This window comes from Burkholderia cenocepacia (assembly GCF_900446215.1).
GTDB classification, from domain to species: domain Bacteria; phylum Pseudomonadota; class Gammaproteobacteria; order Burkholderiales; family Burkholderiaceae; genus Burkholderia; species Burkholderia cenocepacia.
Genome location: NZ_UAQZ01000015.1, coordinates 102,536 through 125,127, shown reverse-complemented (window position 1 = coordinate 125,127; position 22,592 = coordinate 102,536). Strand labels below are relative to the sequence as shown.

Here is a 22,592-nt window from a genome sequence, read left to right as displayed (position 1 = left end):
GGCTTAACCGCGTGGTTACCGACCGGACGGACGGCGAATGATCGCATGAAACCGCGCCGAGCCCCGCCCGGCGCGGCTCGCGGCGATAGCCCCACGACCTGTCCGGCGTGTCACGGACCGCCCGATCATGGGTTAGAATTCCGTTTTGAATCAAGGATTCGGAAGATGCAGAGGCACCCTCGGATCGCACCGTTGAAGCCGACGCCGCGCGCAGCCAGCCCCGCGGCCGAACGGCATGCGCGCCGCGCGCGATCGTGCTGATGATCCCGAGTGCCGCCAGGCCCTGTCGCCGGCCAGGAGGGGCGAGTCGCCCGCTCCGGCCCCATGAAGGACAGCCGCGCGCCTGGTAACAGAACAGATTTCCCCAAGATTGCGCCCACGCGCTTGCCGACGCCCGTGCACGGTGTATCGGCCCTCCGAGTCGTCCGAACATGAACGCACCACAAGTTTTCGATCCGCATGGCGCGGCCGCCGCCGTCGCCGCCGACCCCGCGCCCCGCTTGCGCGAGATTCCCTACAACTACACGTCCTTCTCGGATCGCGAGATCGTGATCCGCCTGCTCGGCGAAGAGGCGTGGTCGGTGCTCGACGAGCTGCGCGCCGAGCGCCGTACGGGCCGCTCGGCGCGGATGCTGTATGAAGTGCTCGGCGACATCTGGGTCGTGCGTCGCAACCCGTACCTGCAGGACGACCTGCTCGACAACCCGAAGCGCCGCGCGCTGCTGATCGAGGCGCTGAACCACCGTCTGACCGAGATCGGCAAGCGCCGCAGCGCGGATCTCACCGAGCATCGCGACGACGCGGGTCGCGAGCGCGCGTCGCGCGTCGAGATGCTCGAGACCGCCGCGCAGCGTGCGGTCAACGAGTTCGCGGACGAATTCGACAAGATGGCCGAGCTGCGCCGCCGCGCGACCAAGGCGCTCGGCCGCTGCACGCAGAAGGACAACATCCGCTTCGACGGGCTGTCGCGCGTGTCGCACGTGACCGACGCGACCGACTGGCGCGTCGAATACCCGTTCGTCGTGCTGACGCCCGATACCGAAGCCGAGATCGCCGGTCTGATCAAGGCGTGCTTCGAGCTCGGCCTGACCGTGATCCCGCGTGGCGGCGGCACCGGCTACACGGGCGGCGCGGTGCCGCTCACGCCGTTCTCCGCGGTGATCAACACCGAAAAGCTCGAACAACTGGGCGCGGTCGAGCTGACCGAGCTGCCCGGCGTCGCGCACAAGGTGCCGACGATCTTCTCCGGCGCGGGCGTCGTCACGCGCCGCGTGACGGAAGCGGCCGAGGCGGCCGGCTACGTGTTCGCGGTCGATCCGACGTCGCTCGACGCCTCGTGCATCGGCGGCAACGTCGCGATGAACGCGGGCGGCAAGAAGGCCGTGCTGTGGGGCACCGCGCTCGACAACCTCGCCTGGTGGCGGATGGTCGACCCGGACGGCAACTGGCTCGAAGTCACGCGCCACGAGCACAACCAGGGCAAGATCCACGACATCGCGGTCGCGCGCTTCGAGCTGAAGTGGTTCGACGGCGCGTATGCGCCGGGCGAGAAGCTGCTCAAGAGCGAGATGCTCGAGATCGAAGGCCGCCGGTTCCGCAAGGAAGGGCTCGGCAAGGACGTGACCGACAAGTTCCTCGCCGGCCTGCCGGGCGTGCAGAAGGAAGGCTGCGACGGGCTCATCACGTCCGCGCGCTGGGTGCTGCACAAGATGCCCGCGCACACGCGCACCGTCTGCCTCGAATTCTTCGGCCAGGCGCGCGAGGCGATCCCGAGCATCGTCGAGATCAAGGATTACCTGTTCGAGACGTCGAAGCAGGGCGGCGCGATCCTCGCGGGCCTCGAGCACCTCGACGAGCGCTACCTGCGCGCGGTCGGCTACGCGACCAAGAGCAAGCGCAACGCATTCCCGAAGATGGTGCTGATCGGCGACATCGTCGGCGACGACGCCGATGCGGTCGCGCACGCGACGTCCGAAGTGATCCGGATGGCGAACGGCAAGAGCGGCGAAGGCTTCGTCGCGGTCAGCGCGGAGGCGCGCAAGCGCTTCTGGCTCGACCGCAGCCGCACGGCCGCGATCGCGAAGCACACGAACGCGTTCAAGATCAACGAGGACGTCGTCATCCCGCTGAACCGGATGGGCGAGTACACCGACGGCATCGAGCGGATCAACATCGAGCTGTCGCTGAAGAACAAGCTGCAGCTGGTCGACGCGCTCGAAGCGTTCTTCCGCGGCGGCAACCTGCCGCTCGGCAAGACCGACGACGCGAACGAGATCCCGAGCGCGGAACTGCTCGAGGATCGCGTCCAGCAGGCGCTGGAACTGCTCAAGCGCGTGCGTGCGCGCTGGGAATTCGTGCGCGACCGGCTCGACCAGCCGCTGCGCGAGGCGCAGCACTACCTGGTGCAGCTCGGCTACGAGGCGCTCGCCGAGAAGTTCGCGGATCGTGCGGACGAACAGCCGGGCGCGACCGTGTTCCACATCACGCAGGACCGCACGGTCCGCATCTCGTGGAAGCAGGAAATCCGCGCGGAACTGCGCGCGATCTTCAACGGCGGCGCATTCAAGCAGATCCTCGACGAGGCGCAGGCGATCCACAAGCGCGTGCTGCGCGGCCGCGTGTTCGTCGCGCTGCACATGCACGCGGGCGACGGCAACGTCCACACCAACATCCCGGTCAACTCCGACAACTACGAGATGCTGCAGGACGCACACGCGTCGGTCGCCCGCATCATGACGCTCGCGCGCTCGCTCGACGGCGTGATTTCCGGCGAACACGGGATCGGCATCACGAAGCTCGAATTCCTGACCGACGACGAGATTGCCGAATTCCGCGCATACAAGCAGCGCGTCGACCCGAACGGCCGCTTCAACAAGGGCAAACTGCTCGACGGCGCCGACCTGCGCAACGCGTACACGCCGAGCTTCGGGCTGATGGGCTACGAATCGCTGATCATGCAGCAGTCCGACATCGGCGCGATCGCCGATTCGGTGAAGGACTGCCTGCGCTGCGGCAAGTGCAAGCCGGTGTGCGCGACCCACGTGCCGCGCGCGAACCTGCTGTACAGCCCGCGCAACAAGATCCTCGCGACGTCGCTCTTAGTCGAGGCGTTCCTGTACGAAGAACAGACGCGCCGCGGCGTGTCGATCAAGCACTGGGACGAGTTCAACGACGTGGCCGACCACTGCACGGTGTGCCACAAGTGCGCGACGCCGTGCCCGGTGAAGATCGATTTCGGCGACGTCACGATGAACATGCGCAACCTGTTGCGCAAGATGGGCAAGAAGAAGTTCAACGCCGGCAACGCGGCGGGCATGTTCTTCCTGAACGCGACCAATCCGCAGACGATCAATGTCGCGCGCGGCGTGATGATGGGCGTCGGCTACAAGGTGCAGCGCTTCGCGAACGACATGCTGAAGAAGGTCGTGACCAAGCAGACGCAGCACCCGCCCGCGACGACCGGCAAGCCGCCGGTGGTCGAGCAGGTGATCCACTTCGTCAACAAGAAGATGCCGGGCAACCTGCCGAAGAAGACGGCGCGCGCGCTGCTGGACATCGAGGACAACAAGATCGTGCCGATCATCCGCAACCCGAAGTCGACGACCGTCGATTCGGAGGCGGTGTTCTACTTCCCGGGCTGCGGCTCCGAGCGCCTGTTCTCGCAGGTCGGGCTGGCCACGCAGGCGATGCTGTGGGAAGCGGGCGTGCAGACGGTGCTGCCGCCGGGCTACCTGTGCTGCGGCTATCCGCAGCGCGGTTCGGGCCAGTACGACAAGGCCGAGAAGATCGTCACGGACAACCGCGTGCTGTTCCACCGCGTCGCGAACACGCTGAACTACCTCGACATCAAGACGGTCGTCGTGTCGTGCGGCACCTGCTACGACCAGCTCGCGGGTTACGAATTCGACAAGATCTTCCCGGGCTGCCGGATCATCGACATCCACGAGTTTCTGCTCGAGAAGGGGATGAAGCTCGACGGCGTGACGGGCACGCGCTACATGTATCACGACCCGTGCCACACGCCGATCAAGACGATCGACCCGGTGAAGCTCGTCAACGAGCTGATGGGCGCCGAGAAGGACGGCTACAAGATCGAGAAGAACGATCGCTGCTGCGGCGAATCGGGCACGCTGGCGGTCACGCGGCCGGACATCTCGACGCAGGTCCGCTTCCGCAAGGAGGAAGAGATCCGCAAGGGCGCCGCGAAGCTGCGCGCGATTCCGGTGGTCGCGGGCGACGCGCCGGCGCCGGCCGCCGCGGCCGCGAACGGCCCGGACGTGAAGATCCTGACGAGCTGCCCGTCGTGCCTGCAGGGCCTGTCGCGCTACAGCGAGGACGCGAACCTCGAAGCCGACTACATCGTGGTCGAAATCGCGCGTCAGGTGCTCGGCGAGAACTGGATGGCCGATTATGTCGCACGCGCGAACCATGGCGGGATCGAGCGCGTGCTGGTCTAATGCGGGCATGACGAGCGCCCGACCGGGCCGGGAATGAGCGGGCGCCGGCGCGGCATGCCGGCGCCCGTCCACATGGGAGCGACGATGGAATGCGTGTTTTGCCGTGAAGACGGCGGCGAGGTGCTCTGGCAGGACGATGCGCTGCGCGTCGTGCTTGCCACCGGCGAGCACGAGTATCCGGGCTTCTGCCGGGTCATCTGGGCCGCGCACGTGGCCGAGTTCTCCGATCTCGGCGAGCCCGAGCGGGCACATCTGATGCGCGTGGTCTACGCGGTCGAGCGGGCCGTGCGCCGCGTGATGCAGCCGAACAAGGTGAATCTCGCGAGCCTCGGCAACATGGTGCCACACGTGCACTGGCACGTGATTCCGCGCTTTTCCAACGACGCCCATTTTCCGCAGCCCGTGTGGGCGCCGCGCCAGCGCAGCGTGTCCGAGGCGCTGCTGCGTTCGCGCGCGGCGCAGGCCTCGCTGCTGCACAATGCGGTGCGCGAGGAAATTCAACGCATGACCGATTCGAGGCAAGCATGAGCGGTTTGACTTCCACGACGCCGATTCCGTCCGGCGTCGTCGTGCACGCGGTGTCGCGCGTGCTCGAATTGCAGTACCCGAACGGCGAGAGTTACCGGATTCCGTTCGAGCTGATGCGCGTCTATTCGCCGTCGGCCGAGGTGCGCGGCCACGGGCCCGGCCAGGAAACGTTGCAGACCGGCAAGCGCGAAGTGACGATCACCGCGCTCGAGGGCGTCGGCAACTACGCGCTGCAGCCGACGTTCTCCGACGGCCATTCGACCGGGATCTACTCGTGGGACCTGCTGTACGAGCTGGCGACGCAGCAGGACGCGCTGTGGCGTGACTATTTCGACAAACTGAAGGCGGCGGGCGTCGAGCGCGACGCGCCGATGCAGGCGGCCGGCGCGCCGCACGGCCACTGCCACTGAAATCGACGGCGCCCGCTCGGCGCCGTCTTGCCATTTACTGAGGATCAACGCGATGAGCAAAACCCACTTCGGCTTCGAGAGCGTCGAGGAAAACGAAAAAGCGAAGAAAGTGGCGGGCGTGTTTCATTCGGTCGCGAGCAACTACGATCTGATGAACGACCTGATGTCGGCGGGCATGCACCGCGCGTGGAAGGCGTTCACGATCGCGCAGGCGAACGTGCGCCCCGGCTTCAAGGTGCTCGACATCGCGGCCGGCACCGGCGACCTGACGAAGTCGTTCGCGAAGGCGGCCGGGCCGACGGGCGAGGTCTGGCATACCGACATCAACGAATCGATGCTGCGCGTGGGCCGCGACCGGCTGCTCGACAAGGGCGTCGTGACGCCGTCGCTGCTGTGCGACGCCGAGAAAATTCCCTTCCCGGACAACTACTTCGACGTGGTCACGGTCGCGTTCGGGCTGCGCAACATGACGCACAAGGATGCCGCGCTGGCCGAGATGCGCCGCGTGACGAAGCCCGGCGGTCGCGTGATGGTGCTGGAATTCTCGAAAGTCTGGGATCCGCTGAAAAAAGCGTACGATCTGTATTCTTTCAAAGTATTACCGTGGCTTGGCGACAAGTTCGCGAAAGATGCCGAAAGTTATCGGTATCTTGCTGAATCTATCCGGATGCACCCCGATCAGGACACGCTGAAGACGATGATGGAACAAGCGGGCCTCGACGCCGTCAAATATTACAATTTGTCAGGTGGCGTGGTAGCTTTACACCTAGGGACCAAGTACTAAGGGGTTCTTTCCCTACATTCGTCTTACATTCGGAGAAGCTGATGTCTGAATCGCGTTCGTTGTTCAACCGTAGCAAACCGTCGAAGCCGTGGGCTCGACGGGTCGGCACGCTGCTGATGGTCGGCCTGCTCACGGCCGGCACGTTCGCATCGCTCGACGCTGAAGCCAAGCGCATGGGCGGCGGGCGCAGCATCGGCCGCCAGAATTCCACCGTCACGCAGCGCCAGGCCACGCCGCCTGCGCAACAGCCGATGCAGCAGGCCGCACCGTCGCAGGCGCAGCGCACGAACCCGGCTGCCCCCACGCCGGCCGCGCAGCCCAACCGCTCGCGCTGGCTCGGGCCGATCGCCGGCCTCGCGGCCGGTCTCGGTATCGCGGCGCTGCTGTCGCACTTCGGTCTCGGCGGCGCATTCGCGAGCATGATGGCGAACGTCATCGTGATTGCGTTGCTCGCGATGGTCGGCATCTGGCTGATCCGCAAGTTCATGAACCGCCGTCGCCCGCAGGAGCCGGCGTATTCGGTCGGCGGCGCCGCATCGTCGTCGGGCGGCTACTCGCAAAGCCCGTCGTTCCAGCAAGGCAATGCCGGCAGCAACTACGCGGGCAGCGGCAGCAGCTATGCGAACGAAGCGCAGGGCGTGTTCGGCGGCGGTGCGGCGGCCGCCGGCGCGGCTGCTGCGGCAGCGGCGCCCCTGCAGGTGCCGGCCGGCTTCGACACCGAAGCGTTCCTGCGCAGCGCGAAAGTCTATTTCGTGCGCCTGCAGGCCGCGTGGGACCAGGGCAACCTGGCCGACATCCGCGAGTTCACGACGCCCGAAATGTTCGCCGAGATCAAGATCGACCTCGATTCGCGCGGCAACGACGCGAACCAGACCGACGTCGTACAGCTCGACGCGGAACTGGTCGCGATCGAGGATCGCGGCATCGAGCAGTCGGCGAGCGTGCGCTTCCACGGCCTGATCCGCGAATCGGCGAATACGTCGGCGGCGCCGTTCGACGAGGTGTGGAACCTGTCGAAGTCGGGCAGCCAGGGCTGGCTGCTCGCGGGTATCCAGCAGATCAACACGCACTGAGCGTGGCCGGCGGCCCGCGCCGCCGGGCACCCGGGCGACGGCCGCCGCACTGCGACCGCTTGCCGCCCGGGTGTACGGTCAGGCACGGTCCGCCATCGATCCGACGTTACAATAGAAACCCGCGTGGGCGCCCGGCCTGCGCGGGTTTTTTCTTTCCCAGCCCGATGACCTTTGCCGCCAAGCCTTTTGCTGCTGCCGTCAATCACCTGCTCGCGCGCGAATCGTGGGCACGCGACCGCCTGATTCCCTATGCGGGCAAGACCGCCCGGATCGACGTGCCTCCCGTCACGCTCACGCTGCTGGTGCAGCCCGACGGTTATCTGTCGGCCGTCGACGCGCACGATGCGCAACAGGTCGACGTGTCGATCGCGCTCGCCGGCGACACGGTCGCCGCGTTCCTGCAGGGCGGCCAGGCGGCCGTGATGAAGCACGTGAAGATCGAAGGCGACGCGGAATTCGCGACGCAGATCGCGAAGCTGGCCGAGCACCTGCGCTGGGAACCGGAAGAAGATCTCGCGAAGCTGGTCGGCGACGCGGCGGCGTACCGGATCGCGACGGTCGTGCGCGACGCCGGCGCGCGCGCACGCCGCACCGGCCGCAACGTGCTCGATTCCGTCGCCGAATACTGGCTCGACGAGAACCCGCAGGTCGTCCGGCGCGCGTCGCTCGGCGGCTTCGACGCCGAGCTGGCGCGCGCACGCGATGCGCTCGCGCGGGTCGAAAAGCGGGTCGAGCGACTCGAACAAAAAATCGGCGCGCGCACGGGCTCCGGCCCGCGCGGCGCGCACTGAGGGCCGCAGGGCATGCGCATTTTCCGTTTCATCAAGATTGTCTACACCGTCATCCGCTTTGGTCTCGACGAAGTGATGCTGTCCCGGATCGACGACCGGCGGGTGAAGCTGCTGCTGCGGATCACGACGATTGGTCGCCGCTTCTCCGATCCGCCGGCCGTGCGGTTGCGTCACGCGCTCGAAAGCCTGGGCCCGATCTTCGTGAAGTTCGGCCAGGTGCTGTCGACGCGCCGCGACCTGCTGTCGGTCGATTTCGCGAACGAACTCGCGAAGCTGCAGGACCAGGTGCCGCCGTTCGATTCGGCCGTCGCGATCGCGATCATCGAGAAGTCGCTCGGCGCGCCGGTCGACGAGCTGTTCGACGAATTCGAGCGTGAGCCGATCGCCAGCGCGTCGATCGCGCAGGTGCATTTCGCGAAGCTGAAGCAGGGCGTGCATGCGGGCAAGGCCGTCGCCGTCAAGGTGCTGCGGCCGAACATGCTGCCGGTGATCGATTCCGACCTCGCGCTGATGCGCGACATCGCGACGTGGACCGAACGCATGTGGGCCGACGGCCGGCGCCTGAAGCCACGCGAGGTCGTCGCCGAATTCGACAAGTACCTGCACGACGAGCTCGACCTGATGCGCGAGGCCGCCAACGGCAGCCAGCTGCGCCGCAACTTCGCGGGCCTCGACCTGCTGCTCGTGCCCGAGATGTTCTGGGATTTCTCGACGTCGCAGGTGCTCGTGATGGAGCGCATGACCGGCGTGCCGATCAGCCAGGTCGAGACGCTGCGCTCGGCCGGCGTCGACATCAAGAAGCTCGCGCGCGAAGGCGTCGAGATCTTCTTCACGCAGGTGTTCCGCGACGGCTTCTTCCACGCGGACATGCACCCCGGCAACATCCAGGTGAGCCTCGACCCGAACACGTTCGGCCGCTATATCGCGCTCGATTTCGGGATCGTCGGCGCGCTGTCCGATTTCGACAAGAACTACCTCGCGCAGAACTTCCTCGCGTTCTTCAAGCGCGACTACCACCGTGTCGCGACGCTCCACCTCGAATCGGGCTGGGTGCCGCCCGAGACGCGCGTCGAGGAGCTCGAAAGCGCGATCCGCGCGGTGTGCGAGCCGTATTTCGACCGCGCGCTGAAGGACATTTCGCTCGGCCAGGTGCTGATGCGCCTGTTCTCGACGTCGCGCCGCTTCAACGTCGAGATCCAGCCGCAGCTCGTGCTGCTGCAGAAGACGATGCTGAACGTCGAAGGGCTCGGCCGCTCGCTCGATCCCGAACTCGACCTGTGGAAGACCGCGAAGCCGTATCTCGAGCGCTGGATGACCGAGCAGATCGGCCTGCGCGGCTGGTACGAGCGGTTCAAGGTCGAGGCGCCGCAGTGGAGCAAGACGCTGCCGCAACTGCCGCGCTTGATCCACCATGCGCTGGCCGCGCGCCACGATGCGCCGCGCGCCGCGAGCGAGGAACTGATGCGTCAGGTCCTCGTCGAGCAGAAGCGGACGAACCGGCTGCTGCAGGCGTTGCTGATCTTCGGCCTGGCCGTCGGCGTCGGGGCGCTCGTCGCGCGCGTGCTGCTCGCGCTCGCGTACGGCGCTTGATCGAAAGGAGCACGGCGATGTCCGATCCGAAGCAACCGGCCGCACCGTCGGCCACCGATTTCGCGACACGCGACCCGGGCAGCGCGTCGTTCTGGAACGAGCGCTTCGAGCGCGGTGTGACGCCGTGGGAATTCGGCGGCGTGCCGGACGGCTTTCGCGTGTTCGCGCAGCGGCTGGCGCCGCGCGCGGTGCTGATTCCCGGCTGCGGCAGCGCGCAGGAGGCCGGCTGGCTCGCGCAGGCCGGCTGGCCGGTGCGGGCGATCGATTTCGCCGCGCAGGCGGTCGCTGCGGCGAAGGCGCAGCTCGGCGCGCATGCGGACGTCGTCGAGCAGGCCGATTTTTTCCAGTACCGGCCGCCGTTCGACGTGCAGTGGGTGTACGAGCGTGCGTTCCTGTGCGCGTTGCCGCCGAGCCTGCGTGCCGATTATGCGGCGCGGATGGCCGAGCTGCTGCCCGCGGGCGGATTGCTGGCCGGCTATTTCTTCGTGGTGGCGAAACCGAAGGGGCCGCCGTTCGGGATCGAGCGCGCGGAACTCGATGCGCTGCTCGCGCCGCACTTCGAGCTGGTCGAGGATTTGCCCGTGACCGATTCGCTGGCCGTGTTCGACGGGCACGAGCGCTGGCTCACGTGGCGTCGCCGCTGAGGCACGGGCGTCGCGGCCATTGCCGGAGCGCGCCAGGGTTTCGGCTATAATTCAAGGTTTTGCAAGCCGTTTCCAGTTTCTGCGGGAAAAATATCATGCCGATCTACGCCTATCGATGCGAAGCGTGCGGTTTCGCGAAGGACGTGCTCCAGAAGATGAGCGACGCGCCGCTGTCGCAATGCCCTGAATGCGGGAAGGATGCTTTTCGCAAACAGGTGACCGCCGCCGGTTTCCAGCTGAAGGGCTCGGGGTGGTATGTCACCGATTTTCGCGGCGGCTCGGGCGGTACCAGCGCGCCGGCGACGGCGTCGGGCGACGCGGCGCCGGCCGCACCGGCGGCTGAAGCCGCACCCGCCGCGGCCGCGCCGGCTGCGGCGAGCAGTTCGGGCAGTACCTCGACGACGAGCGCCGCGCCGGCTCCGGCCGCAGCGCCCGCCGCCGGTAGTTGACCGTCGCGGCCCGTCCGGGTCGCGACCAACCCGCGCCGCCGGCGCGGTTCATTGACGGCAGATGATGAAAAAGACGACCCTGAAAACGGTGTTCCTGACCGGCCTGCTGGTTCTCGTCCCGCTCGCGATCACGCTGTGGGTGCTCGGCCTCATCATCGGCACGATGGACCAGACGCTGCTCCTGCTGCCCGAATCGTGGCAGCCCGAGCGGATGCTCGGCTTCCATCTGCCGGGGATCGGCGCGGTGCTGACGCTCGCGTTCATCTTCGTCGTCGGGCTGGCCACGCAGAACTTCATCGGCCAGAAGCTCGTCACGTGGTGGAACGCGGTCGTGCGTCACATCCCGGTCGTCGGGCCGATCTACACGAGCGTCAAGCAGGTGTCCGACACGCTGCTGTCGAGCAGCGGCAATGCATTCCGCAAGGCGCTGCTGATCGAATACCCGCGCCGCGGCTCGTATACGATCGCGTTTCTGACCGGCACGCCCGGCGGCGACGTGGTCAACCATCTGACGGAAGAGTACGTGAGCGTGTACGTGCCCACGACGCCGAACCCGACGTCGGGCTTCTTCCTGATGCTGCCGAAGAGCGAAGTCATCGAACTCGACATGTCGGTCGATGCCGCGCTCAAGTACATCGTCTCGATGGGCGTCGTGGCGCCTTCGGCGCCGGCTCCGGCGCCCGCCCGCCGTCCCGTCGAGCCGCCGCTGTAGTAAAGAATCATCGCCCGGGCCGCGCGTTGCGGCGCCCGTTGATCAAACCGAACGAAAGCAAACATCATGTCGATGCGTACTGAATACTGCGGTCTCGTGACCGAACACCTGCTGGGCCAAACCGTGTCGCTGTGCGGCTGGGTGCAGCGCCGCCGCGATCACGGCGGTGTGATCTTCATCGACCTGCGCGATCGTGAAGGCCTCGTGCAAGTGGTGTGCGACCCGGATCGCGCCGAGATGTTCGCGACCGCCGAAGGCGTGCGCAACGAGTTCTGCGTGCAGATCAAGGGCCTCGTGCGCAACCGTCCGGAAGGCACGGTCAACGCCGGCCTGAAGAGCGGCAAGATCGAAGTCCTGTGCCACGAACTGAACGTGCTGAACGCGTCGGTCACGCCGCCGTTCCAGCTCGACGACGACAACCTGTCGGAAACGACGCGTCTCACGCACCGCGTGCTCGACCTGCGCCGCCCGCAGATGCAGCACAACCTGCGCCTGCGCTACCGCGTCGCGATCGAGGCGCGCAAGTACCTCGACGAGCAGGGCTTCATCGACATCGAGACGCCGATGCTGACGAAGAGCACGCCGGAAGGCGCGCGCGACTACCTCGTGCCGTCGCGCGTGAACGCGGGCCAGTTCTTCGCGCTGCCGCAGTCGCCGCAGCTGTTCAAGCAGCTGCTGATGGTCGCGAACTTCGACCGTTACTACCAGATCACGAAGTGCTTCCGCGACGAAGACCTCCGCGCGGACCGTCAGCCGGAATTCACGCAGATCGACTGCGAGACGTCGTTCCTCGGCGAGCAGGAAATCCGTGACCTGTTCGAAGACATGATCCGTCACATCTTCAAGACGACGATCGACGTCGAGCTCGACGCGAAATTCCCGGTGATGCCGTACTCGGAAGCGATGGCGCGTTTCGGTTCGGACAAGCCGGACCTGCGCGTGCAGCTCGAATTCACTGAGCTGACCGACGCGATGAAGGACGTCGACTTCAAGGTGTTTAGCACGCCGGCCAACGCGAAGGACGGCCGGGTTGCGGCGCTGCGCGTGCCGAAGGGCGGCGAGCTGTCGCGCGGCGACATCGACGGCTACACGGAATTCGTGCGTATCTACGGCGCGAAGGGCCTCGCGTGGATCAAGGTCAACGAGAAGGCGAAGGGCCGCGACGGCCTGCAGAGCCCGATCGTCAAGAACCTGCACGATGCATCGATCGCGGCGATCCTCGAGCGCACCGGCGCCGAAGACGGCGACATCATCTTCTTCGCGGCCGATCGCGCGAAGGTCGTCAACGACAGCCTCGGCGCGCTGCGCCTGAAGATCGGCCATTCGGAATTCGGCAAGGCGAACGGTCTCGTCCAGGCCGGCTGGAAGCCGCTGTGGGTCGTCGACTTCCCGATGTTCGAATACGACGACGAAGATGCACGCTACGTCGCCGCGCACCATCCGTTCACGAGCCCGAAGGACGAGCACCTCGAGTACCTCGAGACCGACCCGGGCCGCTGCCTCGCGAAGGCGTACGACATGGTGCTGAACGGCTGGGAAATCGGCGGCGGCTCGGTGCGTATCCACCGCGAGGAAGTGCAGAGCAAGGTGTTCCGCGCGCTGAAGATCGGTGCGGAAGAAGCGCAGGCGAAGTTCGGCTTCCTGCTGGACGCGCTGCAGTACGGCGCGCCGCCGCACGGCGGTATCGCGTTCGGTCTCGACCGCATCGTCACGATGATGGCCGGCGCCGATTCGATCCGCGACGTGATCGCGTTCCCGAAGACGCAGCGTGCGCAGGATCTGCTCACGCAGGCGCCGAGCCCGGTCGACGAGCGTCAGCTGCGCGAGCTGCACATCCGTCTGCGTCAGCCGGAGCAGCCGAAGGCGTAACGCGCTTCTCGCCCCGGTCGTGTGCGTGGTCACGCGCACACGACGCCCATGAAAAAGGCGCAGTGATGCGCCTTTTTCATTTTTTGCGGTACAGTCGCAGCACTTGCCGCACGTTCGGGCGCAGGCCCGGCGCACGGCCCTGTGCCGCATGAAACAAAGATGACGAAGCCGCCGAAAATCCCCGAATCCGTTCTCGTCGTGATCTACACGCCCGACCTCGATGTGCTCGTGATCAAGCGTGCCGACCAGCCCGATTTCTGGCAATCGGTCACCGGCTCGAAGGACGCGCTCGACGAGCCGCTCGCGCTCACCGCCGCGCGCGAAGTGGCCGAGGAAACCGGCATCGCGGTCGGCACGCCGGACGTGCCGGCCAGCGCGCTCGTCGACTGGCACCACCGGATCGAATACACGATCTATCCGCAATACCTGCATCGCTATGCGCCGGGCGTCACGCGCAACGTCGAGCACTGGTTCGGCCTGTGCGTGCCGCATCGCGTCGACGTGACGCTGTCGCCGCGCGAGCATGTCGACCATGCGTGGCTGCCGTTCCGCGAGGCGGCCGCTCGCTGCTTCTCGCCGTCGAACGCCGAGGCGATCCTGCAATTGCCCGCGCGCGTGGCCCTCGCGCGTGCGCCGCACGGCTCGTCCGCATGAATGCGGAGACCCGCAAGCGCTTCGCGCAATTGCGGCAGATGTTCCTGCAGGAGCGCGGCTCCGCGTCGCGGCTCGCGTTTACGGCCGGCAACACGGTGCGGCTGTGCGAAACCGGCGGCGAATTCTTCCACGCGCTGATCGAGCGGATCGATGCCGCCCGCGAGCAGGTGATGCTCGAAACCTACATCTTCTGCGACGACGCGGCCGGCCGCCCGGTGTCGGACGCGCTGATCCGCGCGGCGCAGCGCGGCGTGCGCGTGCGGGTGATCACCGACGGCATCGGCACCGCACGCCTGCCGCTGTTCGACACGTGGGCCGAGTCCGGTGTCGAGCACTGCATCTACAACCGTTTCCTGTTCGGCCGCTTCGGCTTCTCGCGCACGCACCGCAAGCTCGCGGTGATCGATCATGCGGTCGCGTTCTGCGGCGGCATCAACATCGTCGACGACTACACGCAGGGCAGCGCGACGCTGCCGTTCCCGCGCTGGGATTTCGCGGTCGAGATGGCCGGGCCCGCGGTGTCCGACGTGCGTGCCGCGTTCGAGCTGCAATGGCACCGGATCCAGTTCGGCCACAAGCCGTACGCGCAGTACGCGGCCGGGCTGCACGGCGGCGAAGCGTTCCCGGACATGTTCCGGCGCTGGATGCGCAGCCACCGGTGGATCAAGGCCGGCGCGCTGCGGGTCGTGACGGAGCCGAGCGTCGCGTTCGTCGCGCGCGACAACGTCGTGAACCGCCGCGCGATCGAGAAGGCCTATCTCGCGGCGATCGGCCAGGCGCGCCAGCGGATCCTGCTCGCGAATCCGTATTTCATGCCGGGCCGCAAGCTGCGTCGCGCGCTGACGGGCGCGGCGCGGCGGGGCGTCGACGTGCAGGTGCTGATCGGCCGCAAGGAATTCGCGGCGCTCGATACGGCCGTACCGTTCCTCTATCACACGCTGCTGCGCGCGGGCGTGCGCGTCGCCGAATACGACAAGACGATCCTGCACGGCAAGGTCGCCGTGATCGACGACAACTGGGCGACGGTCGGCTCGTCGAATCTGGACGCGCTGAGCCTGATGCTGAACAATGAAGCGAACGTCGTGCTGGTGCGCTACGATGCAGTGACGAACCAGTTGCGCGACGCGATCGCCACCGCGTTCGCAGAAGGCCGGGAGATCGATGCCGCGCACTACGCGGCGCGCCCGCGCGTCGAGCGGCTGCTGAACTGGCTCGCGTACACGACCTACCGTGTCGTGATGAAGGCGCTGACGGTCGGCGGTTACGACTGACGCCGACTAAGTATTCGCTTCAAAAAATCTGTCCGCACGTTCGTGCGGAAAAGCCGCTCCGGTCCCGCCGGAATCGCGCAAAATAGCGGCTCGGTTAGACACCGGTTTCTAATAATTTCCTTGTTTCGCGAGCGGCCGCACTCAATAATAGTACGGCCGTTCGATTTTATTCGAACCCCCGAACGGTTACAGAAATAGCTATGCGAAAAGGCGAACAGACGCGTGCCGCGATACTTGAAGCTGCTTTGGACCTCGCCAGCCGTGACGGGCTGGAGGGGCTGACGATCGGCCTGCTGGCCGAGCGCATGCAGATGAGCAAGAGCGGCGTGTTCGCGCACTTCGGATCGCGCGAAGACCTGCAGGTCGAGGTCGTCCGCGAGTACCACCATCGTTTCGAAAACGAGGTGTTCTTTCCGAGCCTGCGCGAGTCGCGCGGTCTGCCGCGTCTTCGGGCGATGCTGGCGCGCTGGATCGAGAAGCGCATCCAGGAGGTGACGACCGGGTGCATCTACATCAGCGGCGCAGTGGAGTACGACGACCGGCCGGACAGCCCCGTGCGCGAGCAGTTGATCGCGAGCGTGACCGCCTGGCGTGCCGCGTTGCTGCGCGCCATTTCGCAGGCGATGGAAGAAGGGCATCTGCGCACGGACACGGATCCGGAACTGATGCTCTTCGAGTTGTACAGCTTCACGCTCGGCCTGCATCACGACGCACGCTTCCTGCATTCGCCGGACGCCGTGCGCCTCACGTGGGCCGCGCTGGAAAAGACGATTGTTTCGTATCAGAGCGAGAGCCGTTAGCGGCGCGTGACCCGCCCGCCAGGAGCTCGAGCCGTTTTGCCCACCTTTGGAGAGAGTCATGGGACAGTACGCCGCGCCGCTGCGCGACATGCAATTCGTGTTGCACGAGCTTCTGAACGTCGAAGCCGAAGTCAAGCAAATGCCCAAGCATGCGGACCTCGACGCCGACACGATCAACCAGGTCCTCGAGGAAGCGGGCAAGTTCTGCTCCGAGGTACTGTTCCCCCTGAACCAGGTCGGTGACCGCGAAGGCTGCACGTATGAAGGCGACGGCGTCGTGAAGACCCCGACCGGCTTCAAGGAAGCGTATCAGCAATACGTCGAGGCCGGCTGGCCGGCGCTCGGCTGCGATCCGGACTACGGCGGCCAGGGCCTGCCCGCGTTCGTGAACAACGCACTCTACGAAATGCTGAACTCGGCGAACCAGGCGTGGACGATGTATCCGGGCCTGTCGCACGGCGCGTACGAATGCCTGCACGCGCACGGCGCGCCGGAACTGCAGCAGCAATATCTGCCGAAGCTGGTGTCGGGCGAATGGACGGGCACGATGTGCCTGACCGAGCCGCACTGCGGCACCGACCTCGGCATCCTGCGCACCAAGGCCGAACCGAACGGCGACGGCTCGTACTCGATCAGCGGCACGAAGATCTTCATCTCGAGCGGCGAGCACGACATGTCGAAGAACATCATCCACCTCGTGCTCGCGCGCCTGCCGGACGCGCCGCAAGGCACGAAGGGGATCTCGCTGTTCATCGTGCCGAAGTTCATTCCGGACGCCGCGGGCGAGCCGGGCGAGCGCAACGGCATCAAGTGCGGCTCGATCGAACACAAGATGGGCATCCACGGCAACTCGACGTGCGTGATGAACCTCGACGGCGCGAAGGGCTGGATGGTCGGCGAGCCGAACAAGGGCTTGAACGCGATGTTCGTGATGATGAACGCCGCGCGCCTCGGCGTCGGCATGCAGGGCCTCGGCCTCACGGAAGTCGCGTACCAGAACTCGCTGACGTACGCGAAGGAACGCCTGCAGATGCGTTCGCTGACGGGCCCGAAGGCGCCGGACAAGCCGGCCGACCCGATCATCGTGCACCCGGACGTGCGCCGCATGCTGCTCACGCAGAAGGCCTACGCGGAAGGCGCGCGCGCATTCACGTACTGGTCCGCGCTGCAGATCGACAAGGAGCTGTCGCACGCCGACGAAGCGGTGCGCAAGGAAGCGGCCGACCTCGTCGCGCTGCTCACGCCGATCATCAAGGCGTTCCTGACCGACAACGCGTTCGAGTCGACCAACCACGCGATGCAGATCTACGGCGGCCACGGCTTCATCTCCGAGTGGGGCATGGAGCAGTACGTGCGCGACGCGCGGATCAACATGATCTACGAAGGCACCAACTCGATCCAGTCGCTCGACCTGCTGGGCCGCAAGGTGCTCGGCGACATGGGCGCGAAGCTGAAGAAGTTCGGCAAGCTCGTCACCGAATTCGCGGAAGCCGAAGGCGTGAAGCCGGAGATGGCCGAGTTCATCAACCCGCTCGCCGACATCGGTGAAAAGGTGCAGAAGCTGACGATGGAAATCGGCATGAAGGCGATGCAGAACCCCGACGAAGTCGGCGCGGCCGCCGTGCCGTACCTGCGCACCGTCGGCCACCTGGTGTTCTCGTACTTCTGGGCGCGCATGGCGCGTCTCGCACTCGACAAGGAAGCGTCGGGCGATCCGTTCTACAAGTCGAAGCTCGCCACCGCCCGCTTCTACTTCGCGCGTCTGCTGCCTGAAACGGCATCGACGATCCGCGCCGCGCGCGCCGGTTCGAAGACGCTGATGGAAGTCGACGAATCGCTGTTCTGACGCGATTCAGGGCGGTGCGCGCCGCGCGCCGCCCGGACGCAACGGTTCCTGGTACTCACTTCGCCGTGCAGCCCTCACATTTCGCGCTGCACGACACTATCCGGAGACATCCCGTGAGCAATTTCCTGATTCGCAAGGTCGCCGTGCTGGGCGCCGGCGTGATGGGCGCGCAGATCGCCGCGCATCTCATCAACGCGCGCGTGCCGGTGCTGCTGTTCGACCTGCCGGCCAAGGAAGGCCCGAAAAACGCGATCGCGCTGAAGGCGATCGAGAACCTGAAGAAGCTGTCGCCCGCGCCGTTCGGCGTGAAGGACGATGCGAAGTACCTCGAAGCGGCGAACTACGAAGACGACATCGCGAAGCTGGCCGAATGCGACGTCGTGATCGAGGCGATCGCCGAGCGGATGGACTGGAAGCACGACCTGTACAAGAAGGTCGCGCCGCACATCGCTTCGCACGCGATCTTCGCGACCAACACGTCGGGCCTGTCGATCACGAAGCTGTCCGAAGGTTTCTCGGACGAGCTGAAGTCGCGCTTCTGCGGCGTGCACTTCTTCAACCCGCCGCGCTACATGCACCTCGTCGAGCTGATTCCGACCGCGCATACGCGCCCGGAGATCCTCGACCAGCTCGAGACCTTCCTGACGAGCGTCGTCGGCAAGGGCGTCGTGCGCGCGAAGGACACGCCGAACTTCATCGCGAACCGCGTCGGCATCTTCTCGATCCTCGCGGTGATCACCGAGGCCGCGAAGTTCGGCCTGCGCTTCGACGAAGTCGACGACCTGACGGGCAGCCGCCTCGGCCGCGCGAAGTCGGCGACGTTCCGCACCGCGGACGTGGTCGGCCTCGACACGATGGCGCACGTGATCAAGACGATGCAGGACAACCTCGCCGACGATCCGTTCTTCCCGGTCTACCAGACGCCTGCCGTGCTCGCCGAGCTGGTGAAGCAGGGCGCGCTCGGCCAGAAGACGGGCGGCGGCTTCTACAAGAAGGAAGGCAAGGCGATCAAGGTGCTCGACGCGAAGACGGGCACCTACGTCGATTCGGGCGCGAAGGCGGACGAAACGGTCGGCCGCATCCTGAAGCGTCCGCCGGCGGAACGCCTGAAGCTGCTGCGCGAGACGGATCATCCGCACGCCCAGTTCCTGTGGTCGATCTTCCGCGACGTGTTCCATTACATCGGCGTGCATCTCGAGTCGATCGCCGACAACGCGCGCGACGTCGACCTCGCGATCCGCTGGGGCTTCGGCTGGAACGAAGGTCCGTTCGAAGGCTGGCAGGCCGCCGGCTGGAAGCAGGTCGCCGAGTGGGTGCAGGAAGACATCGCGGCCGGCAAGGCGCTCGCGAGCGTGCCGCTGCCGTCGTGGGTGCTCGAAGGCCCGGTCGCCGAGAAGGGCGGCGTGCACACGGCCGAAGGCTCGTGGGCGCCGGCCGCGAAGCGCTTCGTGCCGCGCTCGGACCTCGCGGTCTACGGCAAGCAGGTATTCCGTGCGCCGCTGCTCGGCGAAGCGGGTGCCGATCCGAAGACGTACGGCAAGACGCTGTTCGAGACCGACGCGGTGCGCGCATGGGTCGACGACCGCGCCGGTGAAGACGACGTCGTGATCGTGTCGTTCAAGTCGAAGATGAACACGATCGGACCGAGCGTGATCGACGGCCTCGTGCAGGCGATCGAACTCGCGGAGAAGGACTACAAGGGCGTGGTGATCTGGCAGCCGACGTCGCTGAAGCTCGGCACGCCGGGCGGCCCGTTCTCGGCCGGCGCGAACCTCGAGGAGGCGATGCCCGCGTTCATGATGGGCGGCGCGAAGGGCATCGAGCCGTTCGTGAAGAAGTTCCAGGAAGGCATGCTGCGCGTGAAGTACGCGAACGTGCCGGTCGTCGCGGCCGTGTCGGGCATCGCGCTCGGCGGCGGGTGCGAGCTGATGCTGCACAGCGCGAAGCGCGTCGTGCACGTCGAGAGCTACATCGGTCTCGTCGAAGTGGGCGTCGGCCTCGTGCCGGCGGGCGGCGGCCTGAAGGAAGCGGCGCTGCGCGCGGCGGACGCCGCGACGGCCGCGAACGCGACCACCGACATCCTGAAGTTCGTCACGAAGTCGTTCGAGAACGCGGCGATGGCGAAGGTGTCGGCGTCCGCGCACGACGCCCGTGCGATGGGCTACGTGAAGCCGTCCGACACGATCGTCTTCAACGTGTTCGAACTGCTCGACACCGCGAAGAAGGAAGCGCGTGCGCTGGCCGACACCGGCTACCGCGCACCGCTGCGTGCGAAGGACGTGCCGGTTGCAGGCCGTTCGGCGATCGCGACGATCAAGGCATCGCTCGTCAACATGCGTGACGGCCGCTTCATCAGCGACCACGACTACCTGATCGCGAGCCGCATCGCCGAAGCCGTGTGTGGCGGCGACGTCGAAGCCGGCAGCCTGGTCGACGAAGAATGGCTGCTCGCGCTGGAGCGTCGCGCATTCGTCGAACTGCTCGGCACGCAGAAGACGCAGGAACGGATCATGGGCATGTTGCAGACCGGCAAGCCGGTGCGTAACTGAGCGAGCGGATAACTTTGTATGGGGCCCGGGCCGGCGCTGAAGCGCCCGCTCGGGTCGACAGGAGTCTGAAATGAGCAAACAACTGCAAGACGCATACATCGTCGCCGCCAGCCGCACGCCGATCGGCAAGGCCCCGCGCGGTGTCTTCAAGAACACGCGGCCGGACGAGCTGCTGGTCCACGCGATCAAGTCGGCGGTCGCGCAGGTGCCCGGCCTCGACACGAAGGTGATCGAGGACGCGATCATCGGCTGCGCGATTCCGGAAGCCGAGCAGGGCCTGAACGTCGCGCGCATGGGCGCGCTGCTCGCCGGCCTGCCGCAGACGGTCGGCGGCGTGACGGTCAACCGCTTCTGCGCGTCGGGCATCACCGCGCTGGCGATGGCGGCCGACCGCATCCGCGTCGGCGAATCGGACGCGATCTTCGCGGGCGGCTGCGAATCGATGAGCATGGTGCCGATGATGGGCAACAAGCCGTCGATGTCGCCGCACATCTTCGATCGCAATGAAGATTTCGGCATTGCATACGGGATGGGCCTGACCGCCGAGCGCGTCGCCGAGCAGTGGAAGGTGAGCCGCGAAGACCAGGACGCGTTCTCGGTCGAGTCGCACCGCAAGGCGCTCGCCGCGCAGCAGGCCGGCGAGTTCAACGACGAGATCGCCGCCTACACGATCAGCGAGCGTTTCCCGAACCTCGCGACGGGCGAAATCGACGTGAAGACGCGCGAGATCAAGCTCGACGAAGGTCCGCGCGCGGATACGTCGCTCGAAGGCCTCGCGAAGCTGCGCACGGTATTCGCGAACAAGGGCTCGGTCACGGCCGGCAACAGTTCGCAGACGTCGGACGGCGCGGGCGCGCTGCTCGTCGTGTCGGAGAAGGTGCTCAAGGAATTCAACCTGACGCCGCTCGCGCGCTTCGTGAGCTTCGCGGTGCGCGGCGTGCCGCCGGAAATCATGGGCATCGGTCCGAAGGAAGCGATTCCGGCCGCGCTGAAGGCCGCCGGCCTGAAGCAGGACGATCTCGACTGGATCGAGCTGAACGAAGCGTTCGCCGCGCAATCGCTGGCGGTGATGCGCGACCTCGGCCTCGATCCGTCGAAGGTCAACCCGATGGGCGGCGCGATCGCGCTGGGCCACCCGCTCGGCGCGACCGGCGCGATCCGCGCGGCGACCGTCGTGCACGGCCTGCGCCGCCGCAACCTGAAGTACGGGATGGTCACGATGTGCGTCGGCACCGGCATGGGTGCGGCGGGCATCATCGAACGCCTGTAAGCGGGACGCGACGACAAGCGACGACGGTGCGCGGGCCACGAGCTCGCGCACCGTTTTTTCATTCCGGTAGAGACAGTCAAAGGAGACGGTTGTGGCCGACATTCAAGTGGAACGCGCCGACGGCGTGATGACGATCACGATCGCGCGCCCGGCGAAGAAGAATGCGCTGACGGCGGCGATGTACCAGACGATGGCCGATGCGCTCGCCGATGCGCAGGAAGACAAGGCGGTTCGCGTGATCCTGCTGCGCGGCAGCGACGGCAATTTCAGCGCGGGGAACGATCTCGAGGATTTCCTGAAGTCGCCGCCGAAGGACGACACCGCGTCGGTCTTCCAGTTCCTGGCGCGGATCAGCAGCGCGAGCAAGCCGGTCGTGGCGGCGGTGCCGGGCATCGCGGTCGGCGTCGGCGTGACGATGCTGCTGCACTGCGATCTGGTCTACGCGGCCGATACCGCGACGTTCTCGCTGCCGTTCGTGCAGCTCGGGCTGTGCCCGGAGGCCGCATCCAGCGCGCTGCTGCCGCGTCTGGCCGGCCATCAGGTCGCGGCCGAGAAGCTGCTGCTGGGCGAGCCGTTCGACGCGCTGGAAGCGCACCGGATCGGCATCGTCAACCGCGTGCTGCCGGCGGCCGAACTCGACGCGTTCGCGGCGAAGCAGGCGGCGAAGCTGGCGGCATTGCCGGCGGCATCGCTGCGTGTGACGAAGGCGCTGCTGAAGGAGACGGGCGGCGTGGCGACGCCCGCGCGGATGGCCGAGGAAGCGCGCCACTTCGCGACGATGCTGCGCGCGCCGGAAGCGCGCGAGGCGATGACGGCGTTCTTCGAGAAGCGCAAGCCGGATTTCCGTCAGTTCGACTGACGGAGCGGGCCGCGCCGGCGGCAGAGCGCCGGCGCG

The 22,592-nt window shown here is 66.6% G+C and carries 18 protein-coding genes; all 18 read left to right on the top strand.

Going from position 1 to position 22,592, the window contains the following annotated elements:
* Window positions 1-431: 431 nt before the first annotated feature.
* The 18 genes from DTA15_RS30245 to DTA15_RS30160 all read left to right on the top strand — a co-directional run bounded on the left by DTA15_RS30245 (window position 432) and on the right by DTA15_RS30160 (window position 22,556).
* Window positions 432-4,457, top strand: a complete 4,026-nt coding sequence (locus tag DTA15_RS30245; RefSeq protein ID WP_006487887.1) for a DUF3683 domain-containing protein — start codon at window positions 432-434, stop codon at window positions 4,455-4,457.
* A gap of 84 nt (window positions 4,458-4,541) precedes the next feature.
* Entirely contained in the window at window positions 4,542-4,985 is a 444-nt protein-coding gene (locus tag DTA15_RS30240) for an HIT family protein (protein ID WP_006487903.1), read from the top strand.
* Complete coding sequence (locus tag DTA15_RS30235) at window positions 4,982-5,395, top strand: gamma-butyrobetaine hydroxylase family protein (RefSeq protein ID WP_006487879.1); 414 nt, start codon at window positions 4,982-4,984, stop codon at window positions 5,393-5,395. The genes DTA15_RS30240 and DTA15_RS30235 overlap by 4 nt, the downstream gene beginning before the upstream one ends.
* A 52-nt stretch (window positions 5,396-5,447) precedes the next feature.
* Entirely contained in the window at window positions 5,448-6,179 is a 732-nt protein-coding gene (gene ubiE / locus DTA15_RS30230; RefSeq protein WP_006477837.1) for a bifunctional demethylmenaquinone methyltransferase/2-methoxy-6-polyprenyl-1,4-benzoquinol methylase UbiE, read from the top strand.
* 41 nt (window positions 6,180-6,220) lie between these two features.
* Window positions 6,221-7,252, top strand: a complete 1,032-nt coding sequence (locus DTA15_RS30225) for a Tim44 domain-containing protein (RefSeq protein WP_006487901.1) — start codon at window positions 6,221-6,223, stop codon at window positions 7,250-7,252.
* Between the two features lie 164 nt (window positions 7,253-7,416).
* On the top strand, window positions 7,417-8,043 hold the full coding sequence (locus DTA15_RS30220) for a ubiquinone biosynthesis accessory factor UbiJ (protein ID WP_006487883.1): 627 nt from the start codon (window positions 7,417-7,419) through the stop codon (window positions 8,041-8,043).
* Between the two features lie 12 nt (window positions 8,044-8,055).
* Window positions 8,056-9,633 (top strand): ubiquinone biosynthesis regulatory protein kinase UbiB, encoded by a 1,578-nt coding sequence (ubiB, locus tag DTA15_RS30215; protein ID WP_006487907.1) that lies wholly within the window; start codon window positions 8,056-8,058, stop codon window positions 9,631-9,633.
* Window positions 9,634-9,650: 17 nt separating this feature from the next.
* Window positions 9,651-10,277, top strand: a complete 627-nt coding sequence (locus DTA15_RS30210) for a class I SAM-dependent methyltransferase (protein ID WP_006487899.1) — start codon at window positions 9,651-9,653, stop codon at window positions 10,275-10,277.
* Between the two features lie 95 nt (window positions 10,278-10,372).
* On the top strand, window positions 10,373-10,726 hold the full coding sequence (locus DTA15_RS30205) for an FmdB family zinc ribbon protein (RefSeq protein WP_006497387.1): 354 nt from the start codon (window positions 10,373-10,375) through the stop codon (window positions 10,724-10,726).
* Between the two features lie 61 nt (window positions 10,727-10,787).
* The gene (locus DTA15_RS30200) at window positions 10,788-11,438 is read left to right on the top strand and encodes a DUF502 domain-containing protein (protein WP_006477842.1); all 651 of its coding nucleotides are present in this window, start codon (window positions 10,788-10,790) and stop codon (window positions 11,436-11,438) included.
* A 66-nt stretch (window positions 11,439-11,504) separates the two neighbouring features.
* A complete protein-coding gene (gene aspS / locus DTA15_RS30195; protein ID WP_006485737.1) occupies window positions 11,505-13,307 on the top strand; it encodes an aspartate--tRNA ligase in 1,803 nt (600 codons plus the stop codon).
* Between the two features lie 159 nt (window positions 13,308-13,466).
* Window positions 13,467-13,961, top strand: coding sequence for a dihydroneopterin triphosphate diphosphatase (gene nudB / locus DTA15_RS30190; RefSeq protein WP_006485748.1), 495 nt, complete (start codon window positions 13,467-13,469; stop codon window positions 13,959-13,961).
* Entirely contained in the window at window positions 13,958-15,232 is a 1,275-nt protein-coding gene (gene clsB / locus DTA15_RS30185; protein WP_006485739.1) for a cardiolipin synthase ClsB, read from the top strand. The genes nudB and clsB overlap by 4 nt, the downstream gene beginning before the upstream one ends.
* Window positions 15,233-15,432: 200 nt before the next feature.
* Entirely contained in the window at window positions 15,433-16,032 is a 600-nt protein-coding gene (locus tag DTA15_RS30180; protein ID WP_006485742.1) for a TetR/AcrR family transcriptional regulator, read from the top strand.
* 58 nt (window positions 16,033-16,090) lie between these two features.
* Window positions 16,091-17,878, top strand: coding sequence for an acyl-CoA dehydrogenase C-terminal domain-containing protein (locus DTA15_RS30175; protein ID WP_006485746.1), 1,788 nt, complete (start codon window positions 16,091-16,093; stop codon window positions 17,876-17,878).
* Between the two features lie 113 nt (window positions 17,879-17,991).
* On the top strand, window positions 17,992-20,427 hold the full coding sequence (locus tag DTA15_RS30170; RefSeq protein ID WP_006485745.1) for a 3-hydroxyacyl-CoA dehydrogenase/enoyl-CoA hydratase family protein: 2,436 nt from the start codon (window positions 17,992-17,994) through the stop codon (window positions 20,425-20,427).
* A gap of 70 nt (window positions 20,428-20,497) precedes the next feature.
* Window positions 20,498-21,697: an acetyl-CoA C-acyltransferase gene (locus tag DTA15_RS30165; RefSeq protein WP_006485733.1), complete on the top strand. Its 1,200-nt coding sequence runs from the start codon at window positions 20,498-20,500 to the stop codon at window positions 21,695-21,697.
* A gap of 91 nt (window positions 21,698-21,788) precedes the next feature.
* Window positions 21,789-22,556, top strand: coding sequence for an enoyl-CoA hydratase (locus DTA15_RS30160; RefSeq protein WP_006485740.1), 768 nt, complete (start codon window positions 21,789-21,791; stop codon window positions 22,554-22,556).
* The last annotated feature ends 36 nt before the right edge of the window (window positions 22,557-22,592 follow it).